The following is a 20655-nucleotide window of genomic DNA, read 5'->3' as shown; positions in this document are numbered from 1 at the left end:
TCCCTGACAACATCATTTGCGCTGATCAACAGGGCTGCGGGCGGCGAGGGAGGTATTCGGGGAGAACTCCCCGCCTCCCTGGCGCCTCCCTCACTCTCCTTCGGCCTCGTCGCGGGCTGCGATGGCGTCTTCGACGCGCTTGAGGGCGACCACCATGAGGCCCTCGGACTTGTACGGGGCGGCGTCGGCCTCCTCCAGCACGCTGGTGAGGTCGCCGAGCGTCCAGCCCTTGTACTGGCCGGGGTTGCGCTGCGCGAGGCGCTGCAGGACCTCCTGGGTGCGCACGCGGGTCTCGGCGCCGAGGACGGCGAGGACGTCGGCCAGGACATCGACGTGCTCAGGTCGCCTAGTTGTGCCGTCTCATGAGGTTGGTTCCGCGAGTGGCGACACCCTTCGTATGGAAGTCCACCCGTTGTCATCGGCGGCCGGAGTGCACGCCCCTCGCTCGACAAGGGGGACGTGGTCAGGAAGGAGTTAGCCTCTTCGCCGGCCCGGTCGACGAGATCGGCGACGGACCGGCGGGGCCGATTCCTCACTGGTCCGCCGCGTCTGCTTGGGTGGTGGTCGGCTTGCGGGGTATCGGCCGAAGAAATCTCGAGGAGGGCTGTCGAATCGGGGTTGGCCGTTCGACGTAAGGGTGTCGGGCAACAACAGCCACCTGGAAGGACGGCCGCCATGGCTCAGTACGCGATCCTCATCTACGCGAAGGCCCACGTCGAGGAGGCCGTTCCCGGGGCGCGGCAGGCCCATGACCGCCACTTCGAGGACATGGTGAAGTCCGGCGCCCTGATGGCGGCGTTCGCGTTGCAGCCCGCCGCCGACACGGCGACCTCGATCCGCGGCGACGTGGTGACGGACGGCCCGTTCGTCGATGCCAAGGAGGTCATCGCCGGCTTCGCCGTCATCGAGGCGCCCGACCTGGATGCCGCTCTGGAGATCGCTCGGGCCAATCCCGCCACGCAGCAGGGCGGTGGCGTCGAGGTGCGGCCCCTCGAAGGCGGCTTCATCGCGGATCGGCCCGCTGGGGCGTGACGCCCCCGGCAGACGTCGAAACGGCGGTCGCGGACGCGCACCGTCGCGGCTGGGCCCTGGTGCTCGCCGCGACGGCGCGCGTCGCATGTGACCTGGACCTGGCCGAGGAGTGCGTGCAGGAGGCGTATGCCGCGGCCCTGGCGAGCTGGGCCAGCGACGGGATCCCGGACAACCCGGCGGCCTGGCTCACCACCGCGGCCAAGCGCCGCGCGATGGACGCGGTACGGCGCGAGCGGACGTTCCGTTCGAAGCTCCCGCTGCTGGTAGTACCCGAGGAGACGGAGGACGAGGTGGCCATCGACGAACCGGCCGCCGCCGAGCCGCAGGACGAGGTACCCGACGAGCGCCTGCGACTGATCTTCATGTGCTGCCATCCGGCGCTGGCGCAGGAGGCGCAACTGGCACTCACGCTGCGGCTGGTGTGCGGGGTGACGACCGCCGACATCGCTCGGGCGTTCCTGGTCCCGGAGCCGACGATGGCCGCCCGGATGACGCGGGCGAAGAAGAAGATCTCGGCTGCGCGGATCCCCTTCCGGCTGCCGGGGGCGGCCGAGCTGCCGGATCGGCTGCGCGCGGTGCTCGGCGTGATCCATCTGCTGTTCACCGCCGGGCACACCGCGCCGTCCGGCGCATCGCTGGTGCGTAGGGACCTGGTGGACCGGTCGCTACGGCTGGCCCGGATGCTGCGGGAGCTGATGCCCGACGAGCGGGAGGTGCGGGGGCTGCTCGCTCTACTGCTGGTCACCGACGCCCGGCGTGCCACCCGGGTCGACGACGACGGTCGCCTGCTACGACTGGAGGACCAGGACCGATCGCTCTGGGACCGCTCGGCGATGGCCGAGGCGCATGATTTGATCGTGGACGGGCTGCGCTGCGGGCGACCGGGCCGCTACGTCCTGCAGGCAGCGATCGCCTCGCTCTACGCCGAGGCGCCGTCCTACGACCTGACGGACTGGCCACAGATCGTGACCCTGTACGACGAGCTGCTGTCGGTGTGGCCCTCACCGGTGGTGGCGTTGAACCGCACGGTGGCGGTCTCGATGGTCGCCGGGCCAGTGCAGGCGCTGGAACAGGTTGCGGAGTTGGAGAAGGACGGCCGGCTCGCGAGATACCAGTACCTGCCGGCGATCAAGGCGGACCTGCTGCATCGGCTGGGCCGCTGGCAGGAAGCCTCGATTGCCTACCGCCAGGCACTGGAGCTGACCTACAACGACGCCGAGCGCGAGTTCCTGACCGAACGCCTCGCCCGTCCGCTTCGGGCGTAGGTGCCGAACTCTCAGCCGACAGTCCTGAGGCAGTCTCGGGATCCGGCTCCGGCAGATCGGCCGCCTCGACTTCGTCCTCCTCCGAGCTCTGGGCAACCGCGACGGCCACGGCGACCAAGACTCCAGCGCCCGGTCGCCATCCGAGACTCAGATCGGAGCGCCTGGCTGACCTGCGCGGATCTCGGCGCTGCCAGGGCCGCGCTTCACCAGGGAAGTTCCATAGCATTCTGGATCACCGCATCGGGGGACACATGGCACGACCAGGTGGCGGGGGCCGATGGCCGGGCACCGCAACGCACCGCTGACCCCGGAGGGGCGACTACGCCTCTGCCTACGCATCGACGCGGGTCGGCCTATCGCCCACGTGGCCGCCGAAGCGAGCATCTCCCGGCGCTGTCTGGCGAAGTGGTACGCACGCTGGCGGGCCCACGGAGAGGCCGGCCTCCTCGACCATTCCTCGCGCCCATTCACGAGTCGTGCCCGCACCGTGCAGCACGTCGAGGACCTGGTGGAGGCGTTGCGGAGACAGACCAAGCACGGGCCCGCCCGACTCGCCTCCGACCTGGAGCGGCTGCACGGCATCACCGTGGCGCCGGCCACCGTGCACCGCATCCTCGTCCGACGAGGACTCAACCGACTGCGCGACCTCGACCCCCCGACCGGGGAGCAACTGCGCGAGGTCATCCGGTACGAGCACGAGCGCCCCGGCGACCTGCTTCACGTCGACATCAAGAAGCTCGGACGCATCCCAGCCGGCGGAGGCTGGCGGATACACGGAGTGGGCACCGAGGCCGCACGGGCCTCCAAGCGCATCGGTCCCGATACCGGGAAGGTCGGCTACACCTACCTCCATACCGCTCTCGACGACCACTCCCGGCTCGCCTACACCGAGGCACTCGAGGACGAGCGAGCTGTCACAGCAGCCGCCTTCTGGCACCGTGCCGTCGCGTTCTTCGCCGCCCACGACATCTCCCCGATTCGTCGGATCCTGACCGACAACGGGGCGTGCTACCGGTCCAGAGCCTGGGCGGGAGCGCTCGCTACGACCAAGACGAAGCACAAGCGCACCCGCCCCTACACTCCGCGGACGAACGGGAAGGTCGAACGCTTCAACGGCACCCTGGCACGGGAGTGGGCCTACGTGCGCGACTACAGCTCGGAGCACGAACGCCGCGTCGCACTCGCGGACTTCCTCAACTACTACAACCACGAGCGGCCGCACACCGCCCTCGGCGGGAAGCCGCCGATCACCCGAACCTCCGGCAGCGACTGCCGCGTCAGCTTCGACCAGCCACCGGAACCGCTCGGCGTCCTCCCGCGGCAGCTCACCATCGAGGACTTCGAGGAACCAACGTCATGAGACACCACACCTAGTCTGGGCATCGTGTTCTCCTCGGGGTACGGGTCGGGCCACCCACCTGGTGGGGTGGGCGGCCCGGGCGGTTGTTGCGGGTCAGGAGGTGGCGGGCTTGGTGCTGGTGCGCTTGCGGGCCGGGCGCGCGGGCTTGGGCTTGTCGGCAGCGGCAGCGGCCGCGGGGGCGGGGTTGGTGGTGGTGCGCTTGCGGGTCCGCTTGGCGGCGAGCTCGTCGGCGGGGTCCTGCGGTGCGGGCTCGGGCGTGGCCGCCGGCTCGGCTGCGGGCTCCGGCTCCTGCTGCGGCTGCGGCTCGGGCTGATCGCCGACGTCGACGCCGGCGGCGGCTGCGGCCTGGACGGTCGCCTCGACGTCGGCCTCGATGCTGGTCTCCCAGGGCCGGTGGCCGACGCGGCTGGGCTTGGCGTCGAAGACGGGCAGCAGGTTCTCGGAGAGGGCGGTGTAGATGAGGACCGCGGGGTCCTGCTCCTCGGTGAGGGAGTTGAGGTGGACGGCGGTGTTGTACGCCTGTCCCTTCGGCAGGGGGACGAGGTCGCTGCCCGGCTGGTGGTCGGCGGGCTGGGTGCCGCCGGTGACCCACAGCTGGACGGTGTTGCCGCCCTGGATGAGGCGCATGCCGATGTGGCGCTCCAGGGGTCCGTGGAGGTGGACGGTTCCGTCGTAGCCGGGGTCGGCGAGTTCCCAGGGGCCTAGGAGGTGGGCGACGGCTTCGCCGGCGGCGTGGAGGGCTGAGGGTGCGAGCTGCATGGTGTTCTCCAAGGGGTCTGGTGGTGCTGGGTGGTTGACGTGGTGCGGCCCCGCCCGCTGGTGGCGGGCGGGGGGCTGGTGGGGTCAGGCCGTGAGGCCGGCGAGGAGGGAGCTGGCGGCCGCGGCGACTTTGGGGGCGGATCCCTCTTCGCTGGCCCCGTAGTTGTGCGCGGTGCGCAGGGCGGTGCGTGCGTTGTCCGTGTCGCCGTGGACGAGGTATTCGGCGGCGGAGTCGAAGTGCACGGCGGCGACCCGGAGGGCGGCTTCCTGGTCGTCGCACGGTGAGCGATTGGCGAGGGTCCGGGTTCGAAGGGCCCAGGTGCGGGCGCCTTGCGTCGCGGCGGTGAACAGGTCGAGCTGGGCCATCGGTTGCTCCTTGGGGTGTGGGTGTGACGGCGCCCCGTCGCCCGGGCCGTGGTCGGCCGGGGGGCGGGGCGCCGGGGGATGTGGTGCGGGGTCAGGCGATGCGGCGGACCTCGTCGCCGTCGTCGAGGAGCAGCGAGAGCCGGGAGCCGCTGTCCCAGGCGACGTTGAGCTGCTGGAGTGCGTGGTTGAAGGAGCGGACAGTGCCGGCGGCGCCGGGGCGGAGCTCGGTGTGGGAGTCGGTGGTGTTGACGAGGGCGACGCGCTGGCCGGGCTGGTACATGGACTGCCTTCCTCGCACGATGGTGACGGTGGATTGGTGTGGCACATTCGGATGGGGGTGGCGGCGTCATCCGCCGCCCGCGGTGGGATCAGGCCACTCGAACGGTGACTTCGCCGGTACCCGTCGTGTCCAGCGCCGTCTCGCTGAGCTTGGCGCCGAAGGCCCAGACCTCGGCGATCGCCGTGTCAACCTCCTTGCGCGACTTCAGCTCCCAGCCGCACCGGCAGTTCTCGGAGCACTTCGTGCGCTGATCACCCCTGACGTGCGGCGCGAACTCGGAGGTGACAGTGACGGCGCCGACGGTGTTCAGTGTCGTCTCGCTCAGATTGGCGCCGAAGGTCCAGAGTTCGGCGATCGCCGCGTCGCCCTCGGCGCGCAACCTCAGCTCCCAGTCGTCGTGGTGAATCGAGTGCGTCTGTTGCACGCTCATTCGCTCTCCTCGCGTCGGTGGTAGGGGGCGCTTCCCCCTTGCCCGTCACCCTTATTCTAGCGCACTTCGTGCGGGAGGCAAGGAAAATTTCGACGTCTCCGCAGGTCAGAGCCCTATGCGCCTGCCATGAGGCGGTCAGTGAGCCTGATCGCTTCCTCGAAGGCCTCGGCGACCGCGAGCCGGCCGAGAATCTCGTCGCGCTCCGCGAACAGGTGCACCCGCTCCCGCGCGGCGCGGTCCGCCAGGCCGCCGTCGGCGAGGGTGTCGCCGCAGGCTATGACGACGTTGGGGCCCAGCCCCCACACGATCGCGTTGACGGCCGCGCCGGCGGCCGCGAGCGGGTCGAGCTCGTTCAGCCACCACTGGTAGTCGGCGGGGTCGCAGCTCATGTGGCGCAGGTGCTGGGCCAGCGCGCGGAACATGCCGCCCGTGCCGCCAGCGGGCTCGTGGTACCGCTCGCCCTTGCGCGGCACTTCCGGGCAGGTCATCGCGGCCATCACCTCGCACAGCTCGGGCGGGGTGTGGTACTCGCCCATGCCCTGCCGGGCGCCGTGCGAGCGCAGCGACGTGATCGTCCACGACATCACATCGGTGTCGGATCGCAGGTACGGGTCGGGGCTGCCGGTCATCTGCAGCACGCCGTACCTGAGTGCCGTGTCGGTCACCCGGCGCACCGCGTGGGCCTTCTCCTCCACGCCGTCCTCGGTGAGCCAGGCCATCAGCGGGGCCATGCGGGCTCCCAGGTCGGGGCGGCTGGCCCAGGTCGCCGTGTAGATCTCGCGGTAGCCCTGCAGCAGCTCCCAGTCCGAGCAGGTGCTGATGATGCGGGTGACGTCCTCGGTGTGTCCCTTGATGGGGAACAGGGCCAGGCCGGCGACGATGCTGACGGGGATGTCGATGCGGTAGCCGCCCCAGTTGGAGCCGTGCCAGGTGTCGGCGACGGCCTCGCCAAGCCGCTGCCCTGCCTCGCGGGGGTTGCCGATCAGCAGCGGTGTGACGCCGCGCCGCGCGGGGATGGGCGTCTGCACGGACGGCAGCTCGGGGCGAGGGTCGGCGAACAGGCCGTCAGGGTCGGCGGCGGCCGCCGCGACCCGGCGGGGTGCGGCCGCGCGGGGTGCGGGGGCGGGGCGGGCGGTGAAGGTCGCCGGGATGTCCTCGGTGAACAGGCTGTCCGGCTCGTCGTCGGCCGCAACGACCGGGCGGGGTGCAGGTGCCGGGTGAGGCGCCAGCGCGGGGGTCGCCGGGGTCTGCGCGGCGAACAGGTCGAGCTGGTCCATCTGTTGCTCCTTGAAGGGTGTGGGCATGGCGGCGCCCCGCCACCCGGGCCGTGGTCGGCCGGGGCGGCGGGGCGCTGGATGGGCGGTGTTACACGGGCTGGTGGAGGCCCGGTGCGTGGGTCGGGCACTGGCACGGCGGCCAGTCCCAGGCCGACCCGATCGGGGGGAGGTCCTGCGCGCTGGTGATCTCGCGCCGCGGCTGCTCGTCGGTGACCTTGCCGTCGACGCCGATGCGGTAGGTCCGCAGCGTCAGCAGGACCACCGGCGGGATCTCGGCCTCGGCCGGCTGGTCGACGGGGGTGTCGGCCTGTCGGGGCGCGATGGTCGTCATCCGGTCGCTTCCGCCTCGGCGACGGGGGCGGCTGCGGCCTCCGGGCGGGGCAGGCCGCAGTCCTCGCACTGCAGCTCGTGCCAGTCCGTGTGGGTGCCGCAGGTGCACACCCAGGAGGCGAAGTCCCAGCACCATGACCAGCCGCCGATGCCGTACAAGCCCTCGGAGTTGGGCTCGATGATCGAGACGCCGGTGTTCTCTTCGTGCCACTGCCAGCTGACGTGGACGACGACCGCGCGGGGCTCGCCCGCGCGGGTGCCGCCGTCGATGACGTGGATGGTGTCGACGCTGTCGTGGCCGCTCTCGTCGGCGAGCTGCTGCGTGCGGGCGGCGAGCTGCCGGGCGGTGTCGAGGGTGAAGAAGGGGGACAGGAAGCCGTTCCACCGATTGGTGGGGTCCACCTTCGCGTCGAACGGGCCGAGGAAGTCGTCGATGCAGACCCGCGTCTGGATCCTGGGGTCGGCGGCGGTCTGCTGCGCCGGGCTGGCGTCGGGCGCCTCGGGCCAGAACACGCGGCGCTGCCGGGTCCAGTTGGTGCCGTCGTCGTCGGGGACGTAGACGTCGATGCGGTCGGCGTGGAGCACGTAGGCGTACTCCAGGTTCCCGCCCGCGGTGTCCTTCTGGGTGAGCAGGCCCATGTCGATGCGCTGGCTCTCCTGGCTGCTGTGGCAGAAGCACTCGCCGGCGTCGTCGCTGCCGGGCAGGCTGACCCAGCCGTTGGGGTGCTCGTCGAGCAGGGCTCGGGCCGCGGCCTCGACGTCGCCGCCGTGGACGTTGAGGACGACGTCGGCGAGGGCGAAGATCCGGGCGGTGGGTTCGCCGTCGCAGTGGACGTAACGTCCGGCGAAGCCGCCGTCTGCGGTGGGGCGGGCGATGAGGGAACGGGTGGTCATGGATTCCTCCGGGCATGGAAGGGGCCGGGCGCCCGCGGTTGCGGGGCCCGGCCCGGTGGTCGGGTGGGGTTACAGGTCGGAGCTGGCGGCGGCGAGGGTGTTGACGAGGAGCGCCACGGCTTCCTCGGTCCGGCCGGCGACGACCAGCGCGGCGTACTGGTAGAGGACCGCCGCGGCGGTGGCCGGGATCTCGTCGGCGTACTGCTCGAACGTCAGCTGGCGCTGGCGCCAGGTCCGGTGCTGGAACCCGGCCCGCAGTGCGGCCGTGGCCATGGCGTCGGCGCGCCGGACGGCCCGGCGGGTCAGCTCCAGGTCCTGCGCGGCGTGAGCGAGGGACTGCCCGGCGATCCCGAACAGCCGGCGGCCGCGCGGGGCGGGCCGGCCCTGGGAGCGGCAGTCCTGCTGGCGGGCGCGGACGCTGCGGATGCGGTCGACGTCGTGCAGCTGACGGGCGGCGCGCCGGGCCTCCTGGCCGGTGGCGGCGTCCACCTCGTACGAGGACAGGCAGACGGCCCACAGCTCGATGCGCAGGTCGTCGCGGGCGCCCTGGTCCTGGGGGGCGGGCTCGGCGGCGACGATGCGCATCGCGTAGGCGTCGTCGTTGAAGGCGACGACCCAGCGGCGGCGGGGTGGATCGAGGGTGGTCATGCTCTTCTCCAAGAGGCAATCGATTGAAGGTTGTGGCACACCTGGTGTGGGGCGGCGGGGGGTCACCCGCCGCCCGGGCGGGGTGTCAGCGGCTGATCTGGCCGACGTAGACGTGCATGTCGTTGGTCACGAGCCACAGGCTCTTGGCGATCAGCGCGATCTCGAACAGCGAGCCGTAGAAGCAGCTGCAGGCCAGCTGTGTGAACTGCTCGCGGGTCAGGCCGCGCACGCAGTCGATCCGGACGAACTCCGGGTCGGGCTCGAAGGCGGCGTCGAGGGCCTGGTTGACCAGCGCCGTGGCGTTGCGGACGTCGGCGCCGGTGACGTCGTGGCGGGCGACGATGTCGGTGACGTCCAGGCCGGGGTAGGGGGGAAGGGGCATGAGGGTCGAGGTGCCGGTCACGTTGCTCTCCAAGGGGTCGGTTTGGTGGGGGGACCCTCCCCCCGGCCTCGCACCCTTATTCTACCGTACTTTGGGTGAGAGGCCAGATTTGGCCGGGCAATTTCCCAGGTCAGGTGGGGTGTGATCAGGTCAGCGGGCGCGGGAACGCCACCACGAGCGCGGTCGCGTTGTCGCACTTCTCGCCGTGCATGCGGCCCGCGGCCAGGGCCTCGGCCACCAGCGAGGCCGCGCTGTCCTTCGCGTCCAGCGCGAGCTCGGCGACGGCCTCCAGCAAGCCCGGCTCGTGGGTCTCCAGCGGGTGGTACACCCCGTCCGAGCACAGCAGGAGCTGCGCGACCACGTCGACGTCGACTTCGGCGTGGCCGATGTCGCCCGCTTCGAGGTTCGCCGTCACCGAGTTGTGGTCCCACTTCTTGGGCTCGCGGCCGGCGTCCCGCAGTTCCTGAGCGAAGTTGTGGTCCTTCGTTAGCGGGTGCAGACCGGCCGTGTGGGAGAGCCGGTAGGCGCGGGCGTCACCGGACCAGGCCAGGAGCAGCACCGGGTCGAAGCGGTGGTGGACGGCGACGACTGCGACCGCGCCCGGGTCCATGTAGTGCCAACGCCGCCGCAGCCGTCCGGCGATCCCTTCGCGGACTTGGGCGATCGCCCCTACCGGGTCGCCCGAGGCGGCGGCTTCGCGGGCCAGGGCGGGCGCCCACGTCCGTACGTGCTCGCGTACCTCGTCCTCGTCGCCGATGCCGTCCAGGACGACGAACGCCCACCGGCCGCTGTCGCGGTCGTGGTGCACCGCGTGCGCATCGCACTGCAGGTCGCGGGCGCCGATGTCCTGGGCGGCGGACATCTGCGGGTAGCGGGTGGTCGACGAGCGCACCTGGTGGGCGTGACGTTGGACGCGCCCGACGCCCTCGGCCGAGAGCGGCTGCAGCAGGCCGTCGTGGCGCTCCGGGCCGGTGACGATGGCGGGGCCGCGCAGGTCCGGGACGGGCCCGCCGGCGAGTTCGCGCCAGGCCGCCCGCACCACCTCGTTGCGGGTGCGCCGGTAGGTGTGGTCGGCGGTGTGCACGGTCAGGTGGCGGCCGAGCCGCCAGGCGGTGACCTGGCCGTCGAGTTCGTCGGCGATGTCGGACTCCTGCCGCCCGGGTGCGCCGTCCAGGTAGAAGAACTCGGTGTGGCCGTTCGGCTGGACGTACAGGGCAGGAGTGTTGGGATCCACGGGGTGTCCTCTCGGGTGCATGACGCGGACGGCCGGGCCCGTGGTGGGCCCGGCCGCCGTACGGGCGGATACGTCAGGAAGTGGCGGCGGCGTAGCGGGCCTTGAGGGCTTCGACGATCTTCGGCAGCACCTCGCGGACCGGGTCGGGCACGTCGGTGTGCTGCAGCGCGTGGTTCAGGCCGCCGAGGAGGACGACGTCCCCGACCAGGGGCCGCCGCAGCTGCTGCAGGCGGACGGCGGCGACCAGCGACGTCGCGAAGACGTTGGGCTGCTTTCCCAGGGCGAAGCCCTCCTCGTTCACGGCCACCGACAGCCGGCAGCTGCCGTCGGCGCGGCCGTAGTGGGCGATCTCGACGAAGCCGTCGACGACCGGGCGCAGGGCCAACCGGACGTCGGCTGCGGTCACTTCGAGGTCGGTGATGCGGCCGTCGACGTCGAGGCGAATGGCGCGGATAGTGCTCATCGCTTTCTCCCAGTGGTTGAAGGTGCAGTGGGTAGAGCAGGACGGCCGCCCCCCTGGGCGGGTGGGCGGCCGGCGTAGCGGGGTCAGAAGAACCAGATGCTCTGGTAGGCCTCCAGCCGCTCCAGGGCGGCCGAGAAGTCCTGGGATCTGGTCTGGGTGAAGCTCACCGAGTCGATCGGGCCGTGCTCGGGGTGAGTGGTCTGGAAGGTGACCTTGACCTCGCCGGACCCCTGCGGCACGCAGGTGATCTTCAGGACGGCCGGGTCGTTGCCGAAGCAGACGTAGAGGCTGTCGCCGATGGTGGCGGTGCGGTTGGCGTCGTCTTCGCCGAGGTTGGCGGCGAACAGGGCGAGCAGGGGGTTCACGGGTATCTCCCGGCGGGTGAGGAGACCGGGGGCCGCCGCGGTGGCGGCCCCCGGTGCGGGTCAGCGGTGGCGGATGACGACAGCGAGTTCGGAGAGGATCAGGCGCGCCATGCGCAGCTCGTGCACAGCGCCGAACTCGTCGTCCTCGGCGCGGGCGGCTGTGTCCACGACGCACTTGAGGAGCGAGTCGGGCATGCGGCCGATCCACCCCGCGTAGTCCTCGCCGTAGGCGGTGGCCCGCCAGCTGTCGTGAAGGGCCGCGTTGATCGCGGTCGCGGCCGTCGCGGCGGACTCGGTGCCGAACTCGTACCGCTCGGCGAGCAGAGCCGGCAGGTGCGGGCCGTCCACGACGTCGGCGAGGCGGTCGCTGGTCTCGCCGGTGACGCCGAGCGCGTACGGCCCGGCGAGGCGGTCGGTCTGGCTGATGGTGAACATGGCTTCCTCCAAGAGGCCGTTGGTGGGGAGGGGGGCCGCTCCCCTCTCCCACATTTGAGGCGATTAAGTGTTGTGGCACATCTCGGGTGCCGGGTCCGGTGTCAGTTGGGGATGCGGGGCGACTCCGCGTCCAGGCGTGCGGCGTGGCAGTCGGGGCAAAGGTCACCGGCCTGCGGGAGCGGGTTCCCGCACGCCTCGCCCCAGCCGCGGCAGGTCTTCGTGGTCTCGGTGCTCATCTCTGCACTTCCTTCCTTGGTGGTGGCCGCCCGCCTGCAGGTGGCGGCCATGGCGGGTTCCTACTTCGCGAAGGTTCGGACGCCGCACAGCTGGCCCTGCGGTCCGTTGTCCCAGTCGACGGTGAACTTGTGGGTGGGAGTGGTGTTTCCGCTGGCCTGACGCTTCCAGCTGGTCTTCACCTCGCGGATCGTCCCGCTGTCCCCGACCTGGGCATGTTCCACCCTGTCCCCGGCCTTGTATGTGTGGATCATCGTCGCCCCCTCCTGCCGTGGTGGGGGCCGCTCCACTGTCGGCCCCACTGCCCTTATTCTACTTCATTCCCGTTGGGGGTCAAGCAAAATTTCCACGTTGCCGCAGGTCAGGCGGCTGCGGGTTCCGCCGGCTGCTCGGGCCAGGGCACCGCTTCCAGCGCCCGGCTGTGGGCATCCGGCACCGGCGCGAGCGGCCAGCCCGCCCAGTGCAGGCCCATAGCGGCAAGGATGTACGCGTCGGCCTGGTCGTACACGCCCGGGCCCCCGCACTCGATGCCGTACCGCTGGGCGACCGCGTCACGGACCATGCCCTTGGTGATGCGCCTCCGCTTCTCCTTCGGGTAGTCCTTGGCCGGGTTCGCACTGCCGGTGGCGTAGATGGTCCGCGAGTGGGGGTTCACCACCGCGTACGGGATGCCCTGGTCGTACAGGTCCTGCGTGAGGATCCACCACAGGCCGGCCAGCTCGTGGTGCCCGGCCTGCGCGCCCTGCCCGTACGCCGCGCCCTCGATGACGACCAGGTCGGCCCGGCGGGTCCGGTCGCGGACTTCCTCTCGTAGCCACCGGATCCGCTCGTGGCCGCGCAGCTTCTTGGGCCGCAGGGCATCAGCCCATCCGTCGCCGGCGATGCCCGTGCACGTCAGCGCCGGGTCCACGCCGATCACCAGCGGGGACCGTCCTCCCTTCGGTATCGCGCGTCCGGGCAGGGGCGGTGGTTCGGACTCGAACAGGGCTGTCTGCACGGGGACGTGCGCCTTGGGTCGGTGGTGTGGGCCGCGCCCGCGGGGGTGGTGGGCACCGCGGGCGCGGCCCGGATCAGGGGGCGGGGGTCAGTGCGGGTGGGCGGCGGCCGTCTCGACGTCGGCGGCCGGTTCCTCCAGCGCGATCTGGGCGAGGCGGGCGACGTAGCCGACGATCGCGGTGACGGAGTGCGCGTAGTCCTCGGCGCTGGCGCGGGCGGCCGTCATGTAGAGGGCCTGGCAGGTCGGCAAGTCGCCGTTGATGAAGGCGGTGATGAAGCGCAGGGCGAAGGTGTGCGCGGGGTGGCGGAGGCCGTCGGCCGGGTCGGGTGCGGTCAGCGCCCACAGCCCCTCGCGGGACGGGTGCCCGTACATGCGGACCAGGGCCTGCCGCCCGGCTTCGGCGAGGCCGCAGCACACGCCGTACATCTGGTTGCCGTCGCTGGCCTGCGCGATCTCGCCCATCAGCCGCATCGCCTCGTCGTGGTCGGCGGCGGCGGCGTGGCGCAGGACGTCCATGACGAGCTGGGCGCGGCGGGTGGTTTCCATGGGGGCTCTGCTCCTTGAAGTGGGGTGTGGGAGTGGGCCGCGCCCGCGGGGGTGGTGGTCACCGCGGTGCGCGGCCCGGCTTGGGGGAGGGTTCAGTCGCCGAGGAGGTCGAGGGTGTCGGCCCATGCGCGGCCGCCGGCTGCCCACGCCACGGCGTGCAGGGCCAGGCGTCTGTTGTTCTCGTCGAGCGAGGCGAGGTCGGACAGGCCCAGGACGTGGCGTCCGGTCAGGACGCAGGCCAGGCGCAGGACCTGCCACTCCGACAGGGTGCCGACCAGCTGGCCGTCGCCGGCGGTCAGGCACGCGGAGGCGACCTGGCGCCAGGCGATGCGGAACTGGCTGTCGCCGTCGGCGATGACCATCTGGGCGCGCGCCAGCTCGGGCAGCCAGTGGCCGTGCGAGGCGAGCAGCCACACGGCGGCCTCTTCCTGCCACGATCCGGCGGCGCGTTCTCCGAGGCGGACACCGAGGGTGGTGATGTGGTCCACGAGGTCTCCAAAAGGGGTCGGGTCAGCGGGTGGTGCGGGGCTTGGGGAGGTGGCCGACGTGCCAGCCGCCGCAGTCGCGGTTGCGGCACGGGTAGGTGGTCAGGCGTATGGAGCCGCGGGCAATGAGCCGCTGACGGTGGTCCTCGGCGTCCTCGCGGCTGTCGTGGCGGCGTTTGCCGGTGCAGGCGCGGTTCTTGGTGCGGATCACATCGGGCCCCCGATGTCGGCGTGGAAGCAGTCCGTGCAGCGGTGGCCGAGCAGGTCCCAGTGGGCGGGGTCGGCGGCGCCGGTGATGGTGCGGCCGCAGCGGGCGACGGCGTGGTTGGTGCGGTCGCGGGCGTGGACGTCTGGGCTGTCCCCGGCGCGCCAGACCCATTCGCTGGGGAGGGTCACGCAGGTGACCTCCACGGGGGTGGTGCCGATGCGGCCGGTTGCTTGGCGGCTCATCTCGTTGGCGCGGCTGGTCTGTCGGGGCGCGCCCAGGTCGGGGGCGCCGATGGCGCTGGCCCACTGCTCGAACTGGCCGGGGGCCGAGTGGTACAGGAACACGCGCAGGCCCACGCCGTCTTCGATGCGGTCGACCTCGATGCTGTCGGCGGTCAGGGCGGGGTGGGAGGTGGCAAGGACCGCGCCGGCGATCATCGGCTGCAGGACCTGGCGCAAGGGGCGGGCGGTGGTGCGGGGCATGGTCGTCTCCAGAGGCGTTCGGGCCGGGCCCCGCCCCCGGTTGGGGGCGGGGCGGTGGGAAGGGGTCAGACGGCGATGTCGAGTGCGAGCTGTCCGGGCTGCCGGGCCTTCTCCTCCTTGCGGCGCGCGGTGACCTGGCGGGCCACCTGGCGGCAGGCGGCGCAGGCGCGTTCGCCGTGGCGGTTGTGGTCTCTGGCTCCGGCCTCGGTGCCGCAGGAGGCGCGCAGCTTCGGCTCGGCCAGCTCCGCGTCGCTGACGTCTTCGAGGGCGGCGATGACGACGCCGTTGCACCACAGGCGGCCGCCGGCGATGCCGTCGAACATGGCCTGGACGGGCTTGATGGTGGCGATGCACTCGGCGCGGAACGGGCACGGCCCGCAGGTACCGAGCAGGCCCTGGCACATGCGCAGAAGGTCGGCCTGGGTGCTCCAGGCGTCCTCGTTGGGGGCGAAGGCGCCGATGCCGTGGCAGGGTGCGCGAAGGGCCCACGAGTTGGTCACAGCTCCTCCTGCGGGTCGTAGGCGGCGGCGGGGGTGATGGCGGCGACGATGTAGCCGGTGCGCTCGGTCGCGAAGGAGAACACCGCGGTGAGCTCCCAGCGGGCGTCGGGCTCGTCCTCGTCCTCGTCGCGCGCCCACTGCAGGGGGCCTTCGCGGTTCTGGACGGTGCGGGCCTCGTCCTCGCAGTGCTTCTGCGCGGCGTCGCGGCCGGTGTAGTAGCCGAGCGGGATCCCGGAGTACGACGCCAGCCACATCTGGTCGCCGAGAGCCGGGACGGCGAGGGCGGCGTGTGCGTGGGACATGGCGGTCAGCAGTCCGGCGACGCGCAGGGCCCGGTCGACGGGCTCTTCACCGAAGGCGATCTGCTGGGGCCGGGTGGTGGAGTCGCGGTACGTGGCTTCGGCTTCGCGTAGCAGCCGGGCGGCTTCCACGCGGTGATCGGTGGTGGTCACAGTGCTCTCCAAGAGGACGGGGCGGGGTGGTGGCAGGGGGGCGGGCCAGGCCGGTTGAGGTCCTGGCCCGCCGGCGGCCTACAGGGCGGCCTTGATGCGCTCGCCGATGTGCCGGGCGACGTTCACCGACACCGCGTTTCCGGCCTGCATGGTCTGCTCGGCCTGGTTGCCGACGACGATGGTCCGGTGGGGGAACCGCTGGGCGCCGAGCTGCTCGCGGGGCTTGAGCATCCGGAAGTAGCAGTCCTCCACGGCAGACGCGGTGTTCAGTAGCGCGGCCGAGTCGCGGGTGGACAGCGTGTGCACCGGTTCGGCGGCCGTCTTCACGGCGGCCTTGCGGTACGGGATGACCAGGGCGTTGCGCAGCTCCGGCGGGACCGGCCCGCCGGGGACGACCAGGCCGTGATGGTTGCCCTGCGCGGTGACGGCGGTGACCGGCTCGGTGGCCGGCGCCGGGTTCGCGTTCTGCCGGTAGGTGATCACGAACGGCTCGGGGTCGACCGTGACCAGGGCCTCGCTCTCCCGGGTCAGGCGAGTGCGCATCGGCTCGGCGACGTCGCTGCAGGCGGTGTTCCAGCTGCCGCCCGTCGGCACGAGCAGCGCCTCGCCCTGCTTGATGGTGCGGGTGGTGAACGGCCGGTCGGCCACCGCGAAGGCCCGGTCCGTGCCGTCCTTGCCGTGATTGAGGGTGATCGAGCTGGGCGTGTGGGGGAACTTGGCCAGGCCCGCGCGGATGCGGTCCATGGTGGTCGGCGCGAGCGGCTTCTTGCGGTCGCCGATGCGCTGCCCGAGGTCGTCCCAGTTGATGACCGAGGCGGCCGGCCGCACGTACGGCTCGACCTCGGCGTGACGGCAGCGGACATTCGGGCAGCGGTAGTTGTAGTCCCGGCGGTACTTGCCGACGCGGACCCGCGGGTCGAACCACGCCTTCTTCGCGCGGACGTCCTTGCCGCACTCGAAGCAGAACGCCGCCGGACGGGGCTCCAGGTCCGGCTTGGGCATGCCCTTGAGCCGGAAGACGACGTAGACGCGGTCCCTCCACTGCGGGGCGCGCAGGTTGTCGTCGTCACCGACGTGCGCGGAGGTGGCGCACAGGATCTGCGGGGCCTCGTAGCCGAGCTCCGTCATGGCCCTGACCCAGGTCTTGAACAGGACCCAGCACTGGGCGAACTCGACGACGTTCTCGATGACGACGTACGGGAACCGCTTGGCCTCGCAGGCCCGCACCACGCACCAGGCGGTGGCCCGGGTCCGCTCGAACGCCTCCGGTGTCAGGGCCTTGAACGACTCGGCGTCGTCGTCGTCACCGAGCTGGTCCAGGACCTCGAACAGGTCGACCTGATCGGTCGGGTGAACGCGGCCGCCGGCCGGGGACACCTCGGTGCAGTTGTGGACGACGATGCCGTCAGCGATGTACGACTCGTCGTCGGCCACCGACAGGTTGTAGACCGTCGCGGACTCCTGCGCGGGGCTGACCTGCTTCACAGCTGTCCACAGGTGCATCTCGTCGGTGGTGTGTTGGGCGTGGGCCGGGGACGGGTCCTTGGTCCACGTGACCGTCCACGAGGGCCGCATGGTGACCTGGCGGCCCTCGATGACGCCGCTGGTGCGCTTGTCGCTGAGGTACAAGGTGGCGACGTGTCCGAGGGATACCGCGAGCAGCCGGATCCCGATGGCGAGCTGCTTGGACACAGTGCTGCAGCGGACCGTGGTGGTGGTGCCGCGGTGGAGGTTGCCGTCGGCGGACACGTAGCCGTCGAGCAGGGCACGCCGCCACTGCTCGGGCATGATCAAAGCCCACGCGGGCAGCCGCCTGCCGCCGGCGTGGCGGCCGAAGTGGTCCTCCAGCCACTGTGCGAGACCCTGGTGGGCGGTGATGAACACGGCCGCCGTCGGCGACTTGGAGCGGGTCCAGCGCAGCTCTCCGCCGGTCGCTCTCGGCCCGGCCGGCGGGGCGATGGCGTCCAAGGCGGCACCGAGTTCTTCGGCCTCGTGGCGGCCGCAGCAGATGAACACCTTGTGCTCACTGCCGGACTTGCGGGGCCTTGCTCCAGCGCGCTTGCAGGTGTGGGAGCAGTACGGTGAGACCCGTCCGGTGGTGGAGTTGCCGTGGGGGCGTGCCGGTTCGCCACAGATGACGCAGGGCGATCCTGCGGGCTGCGACCGCAGCCGGGGCTGCTTGGGCAGACGGTCCGGTTCGCGGTCGATGCGGGTCAGGAACCCGTCGCCGAGCCAGCGGCCGACCATCCACCAAAACCGTTCGGTGAACTCCGCGCCCCGTCCGGGCACAGCCGGTATGGGCAGCGGCTCACCGAACGTGCGGGGCGTGGCCCAGTGCTGCCCGGCCAGTTCGGCGGCGGGCACCCACTGCGGCTCCTCGTACTGGCGCCGGTAGTCGCGGATCTCGTTGTTCCACACGCGGGCGCTGCGGCGGGCGTAGAAGGGGTGCTCGGCGGTGGTTTCCAGGCCGGGGTGGCCGTGGCCCTTGACGGTGATGGTGGGGCCGGTGTTCACCATCGTCTTGGTGACGGGCTTCCACTGGCCGGTGTGGGTGAGGACCCGGTCGCCGACCTTCACGTCCTCGATGGGCTTGAGGCCCTGGTCGGTGAGGATCTGCGTCCCGGCTCTGAAGCAGATGACGGAGGCCCACAGCAGCAGAGCACGGGGCAGGAACCGCATCGGGTAGCCGGTGACATCCGCGGTCAGGTGCTCGATGGTGGGGTGGTTCGCGGCGTGGCTGTCCATCGCTGTCTGCCAGTGGTTCATGGCGAGCTTGCCCCTCCAGCCGGCCTCGACCAGGCCGGAGGAAGACCCGCCCATGCCGGCGAGCAGGTCGTTGAACGTCAGCTCGACGTCGCGGGGAAGAGTGGTCAACACGGTGTTCTCCAAGAAGTCACCGCCCCGCGCCGTGGCGGCGCGGGGCGGAACGGGGTCAGGCGCGGGCAGGGCAGGAGCCGGTCAGCTGCGCAATGAGCAGCGGCAGCGCCGCGAGGTCGCCGATCTGGCGGGCGTAGGCGAGGGCCTTGCCGACCTCCTCGCGCTCTTCGGAGGTGACGGGGTGCGCGATGACGCAGAAGCAGGCGGCGGCCGGTGCCGGGGCCTGGGCGTCGGTCACGGGCTCTCCAGGAGGGCGGACGCCCAGCCCCGCGTCGTGCAGGGCCGGGCTCTGGCGGCTGGGGGTCACAGGAGGGGCTGGCGGCTGACGAAGACCGTCTGCAGCACGCCTCGGCGCACCCAGACCGTCAGGGGCCACTCGGTGCCGCCCTGTTCGTGGACCCGCTGCCAGCCGTCGTCCTCCAGGAGGTGGGTCTGCCAGCCGTACTCCTTGACGGCCGCCCCGAGGCTGTCGAAGGGGCCGGTGATGACCCGGCCGCGTCCGATGTGCTGCCCGTCGACGCCGACGAAGCTGACGGCGAACCGCTGCGAGGTGGCGAGCAGCAGATCGCCGAGCGCCACCGCGGCGTTCTGGGTGTCCGCGTCGGGCAGGGCCTTGAGGCTGAGGCTGATGGCGGCGAGCATCGTGACGACGTCGGCGCCGTGCCGACTGTGTTCGCCATCGGCGGTCGAGTCGTAGAGCAGGCCGCTGTGGTTCGGGTTGTCCTCGTGACCGCGCACGACGCGCCAGCCGTTGACGTCGGCCAGCTGACCGGGCAGCTCGTGCTCGTCGGCGATGCTCAGGTGCGAGCCGTCGGGGAGGTTGACGTACAGGACGTTCTGGTTCCCGGCGGTTTCGATGTCGCAGACGAGTCCGGCCGCCCGCAGCGGCAGGGTGACCGTCTCGTACTGCCGCCACAGCGCCTGCCATTCGGGGCGGCCGGTGAGGCCGTGGTCGGGAGGGGGTGCGAGTTTCAACGTGATCTCCAAGAGGCGAGTCGTACCGTACAGAGTTGTGGCACATGTGCAAGCCAGGGGGCGGGATAACCCACCCCCCGGCCAGGGGTGTTACAGGGACGGGGCGAACTGCTCTGCCGCAGTGATGTCCCGGCCGAGCGGGGCGAGTAGGGCCCGCGCCTGAGCCAGTTCGGCTTCGCGGCGGGCGGTGCGCCGGTCCTCGGCGTCCTCGACTTCGCGCGTGATGGTGTTGGCGTGGAGGTCGAGGGCGTCGGCCATGCGGCGGGCCTCCTCGGCGATCCGGCGTGCCTGGTGGGCCGCGTGGCGGTCGCGCTTTATGCTCAGCTGGAACTGGGCGCCGCCGGCCTCGGCGAGGAGCTGTTCGGCGACCTGGTCGACCGCGTGAACGGAGTCGGCGAGACCGGCCCCTCCCCGTACGGCGGCGCGGGAGCGGTCCTCGAGGTCGGCGATCTCGCCGAGCAGGGTGTCGATGCCGGCGGGGTCCTCGCGCCAGGCGCGGGCGAGGCCGACCAGGACACCGGTCGCCTGCTGAGCGGCGTCCAGGACCAGACGGTCGGGGTGTTCGCGGTCGTGGCGCAAGTGGGGCAGGTAGCCCATGCGGTCCTCCAGGAGGCCGGGGGAGTCGAACGTTTGACTGTTGTGGCATACCTTGCCGGGCGGCGGTGGGCCACCGCCCGGCGGGTGGGTCAGGCGGTCCGATCGAACGGGATGTCGAGCGCGACGGCGACCTGCCGGGCGCGCTCGATGCTGGCCGCGTAGCGGCCGTCGGCGTACCGCGGGGCGCCGGTCGCCATGGCGTGGAACTCGCCGTGCTCCTCGGTGATGGAGACCGGCCAGGCGGCGTCGAGGAACCCGACGACCTTCGCCGACTCGACGACCAGGACGTCACCGTCGCGGATGTCCTCGCGGCACTGGGTGGCGTCGTACGCCTCGCGGGTGTCGCCGAAGTGGTGGACGGCAGGGGCTGCGGTGGGCTGCTGGTTCATGCGGTTCTCCAAGAGGCGTAGTGCGTCGGTGGGGGCCCTTCCCCCTCACCCGCTGCCCTTATTCTAGCGCAAAGGGTCGGAAAGGCCAGATTTATTTTGCGGGCAAGGCCCCGTCACCTGGCCCTTCTCGCCCCGCCCTTGCCAGCTGACGGGCCAGCAGCCGGGCCGCCTCGACGTCCTGCGGACGCTCCTCGGCCCGCTGGCGCGCTTCCTCCAGGTCCTGCTGGTAATCGCGCAGCCGCGACTGCTGCGCCTGCCGCTCCGTCTCCGCCTGCTCACGGTCGCGGGCCGCACGTCCGGCGCGCGGGTTGGTCCCGCAGCCGCGACAACTCGCGGCCGGCGTGCGGTGCTTGGGGCACCCGCGAGGCCCCCCTGCGGCGCCAGCCGCGGGGG

The 20655-nt window shown here is 71.7% G+C and carries 30 protein-coding genes and 1 pseudogene; 3 read left to right on the top strand and 28 right to left on the bottom strand.

Annotated elements, in window-relative coordinates; translation table 11 throughout:
- Window positions 1–90 precede the first annotated feature (90 nt).
- A complete protein-coding gene (locus ACFWVC_RS27015; protein WP_384291590.1) occupies window positions 91–285 on the bottom strand; it encodes a hypothetical protein in 195 nt (64 codons plus the stop codon).
- A gap of 390 nt (window positions 286–675) precedes the next feature.
- Here ACFWVC_RS27015 and ACFWVC_RS27010 point away from each other — a divergent pair, with 390 nt between their 5' ends.
- The 3 genes and pseudogenes from ACFWVC_RS27010 to ACFWVC_RS27000 all read left to right on the top strand — a co-directional run.
- A complete protein-coding gene (locus tag ACFWVC_RS27010) occupies window positions 676–1032 on the top strand; it encodes a YciI family protein (RefSeq protein ID WP_384291586.1) in 357 nt (118 codons plus the stop codon).
- A complete protein-coding gene (locus ACFWVC_RS27005) occupies window positions 1029–2297 on the top strand; it encodes an RNA polymerase sigma factor (RefSeq protein WP_384291584.1) in 1269 nt (422 codons plus the stop codon). The genes ACFWVC_RS27010 and ACFWVC_RS27005 overlap by 4 nt, the downstream gene beginning before the upstream one ends.
- Before the next feature lie 277 nt (window positions 2298–2574).
- Window positions 2575–3552: pseudogene (locus tag ACFWVC_RS27000) on the top strand (IS481 family transposase); the annotation flags it as partial.
- Between the two features lie 198 nt (window positions 3553–3750).
- Here ACFWVC_RS27000 and ACFWVC_RS26995 read toward each other — a convergent pair.
- The 27 genes from ACFWVC_RS26995 to ACFWVC_RS26865 all read right to left on the bottom strand — a co-directional run bounded on the left by ACFWVC_RS26995 (window position 3751) and on the right by ACFWVC_RS26865 (window position 20262).
- Complete coding sequence (locus ACFWVC_RS26995) at window positions 3751–4416, bottom strand: hypothetical protein (RefSeq protein WP_384291581.1); 666 nt, start codon at window positions 4414–4416, stop codon at window positions 3751–3753.
- Window positions 4417–4500: 84 nt separating this feature from the next.
- Complete coding sequence (locus ACFWVC_RS26990) at window positions 4501–4782, bottom strand: hypothetical protein (protein WP_384291577.1); 282 nt, start codon at window positions 4780–4782, stop codon at window positions 4501–4503.
- 91 nt (window positions 4783–4873) lie between these two features.
- Complete coding sequence (locus tag ACFWVC_RS26985; protein ID WP_384291570.1) at window positions 4874–5080, bottom strand: DUF4314 domain-containing protein; 207 nt, start codon at window positions 5078–5080, stop codon at window positions 4874–4876.
- A 70-nt stretch (window positions 5081–5150) separates the two neighbouring features.
- The gene (locus ACFWVC_RS26980) at window positions 5151–5492 is read right to left on the bottom strand and encodes a hypothetical protein (protein WP_384291565.1); all 342 of its coding nucleotides are present in this window, start codon (window positions 5490–5492) and stop codon (window positions 5151–5153) included.
- Between the two features lie 113 nt (window positions 5493–5605).
- A complete protein-coding gene (locus ACFWVC_RS26975; RefSeq protein ID WP_384291561.1) occupies window positions 5606–6769 on the bottom strand; it encodes an N-6 DNA methylase in 1164 nt (387 codons plus the stop codon).
- Between the two features lie 88 nt (window positions 6770–6857).
- A complete protein-coding gene (locus ACFWVC_RS26970; RefSeq protein WP_384291557.1) occupies window positions 6858–7100 on the bottom strand; it encodes a hypothetical protein in 243 nt (80 codons plus the stop codon).
- Window positions 7097–7993, bottom strand: coding sequence for a hypothetical protein (locus ACFWVC_RS26965; RefSeq protein ID WP_384291553.1), 897 nt, complete (start codon window positions 7991–7993; stop codon window positions 7097–7099). The genes ACFWVC_RS26970 and ACFWVC_RS26965 overlap by 4 nt, the downstream gene beginning before the upstream one ends.
- A 69-nt stretch (window positions 7994–8062) precedes the next feature.
- Window positions 8063–8641 carry a hypothetical protein gene (locus ACFWVC_RS26960; RefSeq protein ID WP_384291549.1) on the bottom strand — a complete coding sequence of 193 codons (579 nt, stop codon included), beginning with the start codon at window positions 8639–8641 and terminating at the stop codon, window positions 8063–8065.
- Window positions 8642–8726: 85 nt separating this feature from the next.
- Window positions 8727–9044 carry a hypothetical protein gene (locus ACFWVC_RS26955; RefSeq protein ID WP_384291545.1) on the bottom strand — a complete coding sequence of 106 codons (318 nt, stop codon included), beginning with the start codon at window positions 9042–9044 and terminating at the stop codon, window positions 8727–8729.
- Between the two features lie 124 nt (window positions 9045–9168).
- Entirely contained in the window at window positions 9169–10257 is a 1089-nt protein-coding gene (locus ACFWVC_RS26950) for a PP2C family protein-serine/threonine phosphatase (protein WP_384291541.1), read from the bottom strand.
- Window positions 10258–10330: 73 nt separating this feature from the next.
- On the bottom strand, window positions 10331–10720 hold the full coding sequence (locus tag ACFWVC_RS26945) for a hypothetical protein (RefSeq protein ID WP_384291535.1): 390 nt from the start codon (window positions 10718–10720) through the stop codon (window positions 10331–10333).
- A gap of 83 nt (window positions 10721–10803) precedes the next feature.
- Entirely contained in the window at window positions 10804–11085 is a 282-nt protein-coding gene (locus ACFWVC_RS26940) for a hypothetical protein (protein ID WP_384291530.1), read from the bottom strand.
- Between the two features lie 60 nt (window positions 11086–11145).
- A complete protein-coding gene (locus ACFWVC_RS26935; RefSeq protein WP_384291525.1) occupies window positions 11146–11520 on the bottom strand; it encodes a hypothetical protein in 375 nt (124 codons plus the stop codon).
- A gap of 101 nt (window positions 11521–11621) precedes the next feature.
- Window positions 11622–11756, bottom strand: a complete 135-nt coding sequence (locus ACFWVC_RS26930) for a hypothetical protein (protein ID WP_384291520.1) — start codon at window positions 11754–11756, stop codon at window positions 11622–11624.
- 60 nt (window positions 11757–11816) lie between these two features.
- Window positions 11817–12008: a hypothetical protein gene (locus tag ACFWVC_RS26925; RefSeq protein WP_384291515.1), complete on the bottom strand. Its 192-nt coding sequence runs from the start codon at window positions 12006–12008 to the stop codon at window positions 11817–11819.
- 107 nt (window positions 12009–12115) lie between these two features.
- Window positions 12116–12751, bottom strand: coding sequence for a hypothetical protein (locus tag ACFWVC_RS26920; RefSeq protein WP_384291511.1), 636 nt, complete (start codon window positions 12749–12751; stop codon window positions 12116–12118).
- Window positions 12752–12838: 87 nt separating this feature from the next.
- Window positions 12839–13297, bottom strand: coding sequence for a hypothetical protein (locus ACFWVC_RS26915; RefSeq protein ID WP_384291506.1), 459 nt, complete (start codon window positions 13295–13297; stop codon window positions 12839–12841).
- Between the two features lie 92 nt (window positions 13298–13389).
- A complete protein-coding gene (locus ACFWVC_RS26910) occupies window positions 13390–13785 on the bottom strand; it encodes a hypothetical protein (protein WP_384291502.1) in 396 nt (131 codons plus the stop codon).
- Window positions 13786–13807: 22 nt separating this feature from the next.
- Entirely contained in the window at window positions 13808–13993 is a 186-nt protein-coding gene (locus tag ACFWVC_RS26905) for a hypothetical protein (protein ID WP_384291497.1), read from the bottom strand.
- The gene (locus tag ACFWVC_RS26900; protein WP_384291492.1) at window positions 13990–14472 is read right to left on the bottom strand and encodes a hypothetical protein; all 483 of its coding nucleotides are present in this window, start codon (window positions 14470–14472) and stop codon (window positions 13990–13992) included. Before ACFWVC_RS26900 ends, ACFWVC_RS26905 begins: the two co-directional genes overlap by 4 nt.
- Before the next feature lie 65 nt (window positions 14473–14537).
- On the bottom strand, window positions 14538–14972 hold the full coding sequence (locus tag ACFWVC_RS26895; protein ID WP_384291488.1) for a hypothetical protein: 435 nt from the start codon (window positions 14970–14972) through the stop codon (window positions 14538–14540).
- Complete coding sequence (locus ACFWVC_RS26890; protein WP_384291484.1) at window positions 14969–15424, bottom strand: hypothetical protein; 456 nt, start codon at window positions 15422–15424, stop codon at window positions 14969–14971. The genes ACFWVC_RS26895 and ACFWVC_RS26890 overlap by 4 nt, the downstream gene beginning before the upstream one ends.
- A gap of 78 nt (window positions 15425–15502) precedes the next feature.
- On the bottom strand, window positions 15503–18301 hold the full coding sequence (locus ACFWVC_RS26885; protein ID WP_384291479.1) for a DNA cytosine methyltransferase: 2799 nt from the start codon (window positions 18299–18301) through the stop codon (window positions 15503–15505).
- 55 nt (window positions 18302–18356) lie between these two features.
- Window positions 18357–18539 carry a hypothetical protein gene (locus ACFWVC_RS26880; RefSeq protein ID WP_384291477.1) on the bottom strand — a complete coding sequence of 61 codons (183 nt, stop codon included), beginning with the start codon at window positions 18537–18539 and terminating at the stop codon, window positions 18357–18359.
- 65 nt (window positions 18540–18604) lie between these two features.
- Window positions 18605–19288, bottom strand: coding sequence for a hypothetical protein (locus ACFWVC_RS26875; RefSeq protein ID WP_384291473.1), 684 nt, complete (start codon window positions 19286–19288; stop codon window positions 18605–18607).
- Window positions 19289–19366: 78 nt separating this feature from the next.
- Window positions 19367–19873, bottom strand: a complete 507-nt coding sequence (locus ACFWVC_RS26870) for a hypothetical protein (protein WP_384291469.1) — start codon at window positions 19871–19873, stop codon at window positions 19367–19369.
- An 89-nt stretch (window positions 19874–19962) separates the two neighbouring features.
- Window positions 19963–20262 carry a hypothetical protein gene (locus ACFWVC_RS26865; protein ID WP_384291465.1) on the bottom strand — a complete coding sequence of 100 codons (300 nt, stop codon included), beginning with the start codon at window positions 20260–20262 and terminating at the stop codon, window positions 19963–19965.
- Window positions 20263–20655 lie beyond the last annotated feature (393 nt).

The sequence above is a fragment of the Streptomyces sp. NPDC058691 genome (assembly GCF_042714775.1).
Taxonomy (GTDB): Bacteria; Actinomycetota; Actinomycetes; order Streptomycetales; family Streptomycetaceae; genus Actinacidiphila.
This window is presented reverse-complemented; position numbering and strand designations above follow the sequence as displayed.

Coding starts and splice junctions, on each gene's coding strand:
- ACFWVC_RS27010 (WP_384291586.1), top strand. CDS start 676: ATGGCTCAGTACGCGATCCTCATCTACGCGAAGGCCCACGTCGAGGAG.
- ACFWVC_RS26995 (WP_384291581.1), bottom strand. CDS start 4,416: ATGCAGCTCGCACCCTCAGCCCTCCACGCCGCCGGCGAAGCCGTCGCC.
- ACFWVC_RS26990 (WP_384291577.1), bottom strand. CDS start 4,782: ATGGCCCAGCTCGACCTGTTCACCGCCGCGACGCAAGGCGCCCGCACC.
- ACFWVC_RS26980 (WP_384291565.1), bottom strand. CDS start 5,492: ATGAGCGTGCAACAGACGCACTCGATTCACCACGACGACTGGGAGCTG.
- ACFWVC_RS26975 (WP_384291561.1), bottom strand. CDS start 6,769: ATGGACCAGCTCGACCTGTTCGCCGCGCAGACCCCGGCGACCCCCGCG.
- ACFWVC_RS26970 (WP_384291557.1), bottom strand. CDS start 7,100: ATGACGACCATCGCGCCCCGACAGGCCGACACCCCCGTCGACCAGCCG.
- ACFWVC_RS26965 (WP_384291553.1), bottom strand. CDS start 7,993: ATGACCACCCGTTCCCTCATCGCCCGCCCCACCGCAGACGGCGGCTTC.
- ACFWVC_RS26960 (WP_384291549.1), bottom strand. CDS start 8,641: ATGACCACCCTCGATCCACCCCGCCGCCGCTGGGTCGTCGCCTTCAAC.
- ACFWVC_RS26945 (WP_384291535.1), bottom strand. CDS start 10,720: ATGAGCACTATCCGCGCCATTCGCCTCGACGTCGACGGCCGCATCACC.
- ACFWVC_RS26935 (WP_384291525.1), bottom strand. CDS start 11,520: ATGTTCACCATCAGCCAGACCGACCGCCTCGCCGGGCCGTACGCGCTC.
- ACFWVC_RS26930 (WP_384291520.1), bottom strand. CDS start 11,756: ATGAGCACCGAGACCACGAAGACCTGCCGCGGCTGGGGCGAGGCGTGC.
- ACFWVC_RS26925 (WP_384291515.1), bottom strand. CDS start 12,008: ATGATCCACACATACAAGGCCGGGGACAGGGTGGAACATGCCCAGGTC.
- ACFWVC_RS26915 (WP_384291506.1), bottom strand. CDS start 13,297: ATGGAAACCACCCGCCGCGCCCAGCTCGTCATGGACGTCCTGCGCCAC.
- ACFWVC_RS26900 (WP_384291492.1), bottom strand. CDS start 14,472: ATGCCCCGCACCACCGCCCGCCCCTTGCGCCAGGTCCTGCAGCCGATG.
- ACFWVC_RS26870 (WP_384291469.1), bottom strand. CDS start 19,873: ATGGGCTACCTGCCCCACTTGCGCCACGACCGCGAACACCCCGACCGT.
- ACFWVC_RS26865 (WP_384291465.1), bottom strand. CDS start 20,262: ATGAACCAGCAGCCCACCGCAGCCCCTGCCGTCCACCACTTCGGCGAC.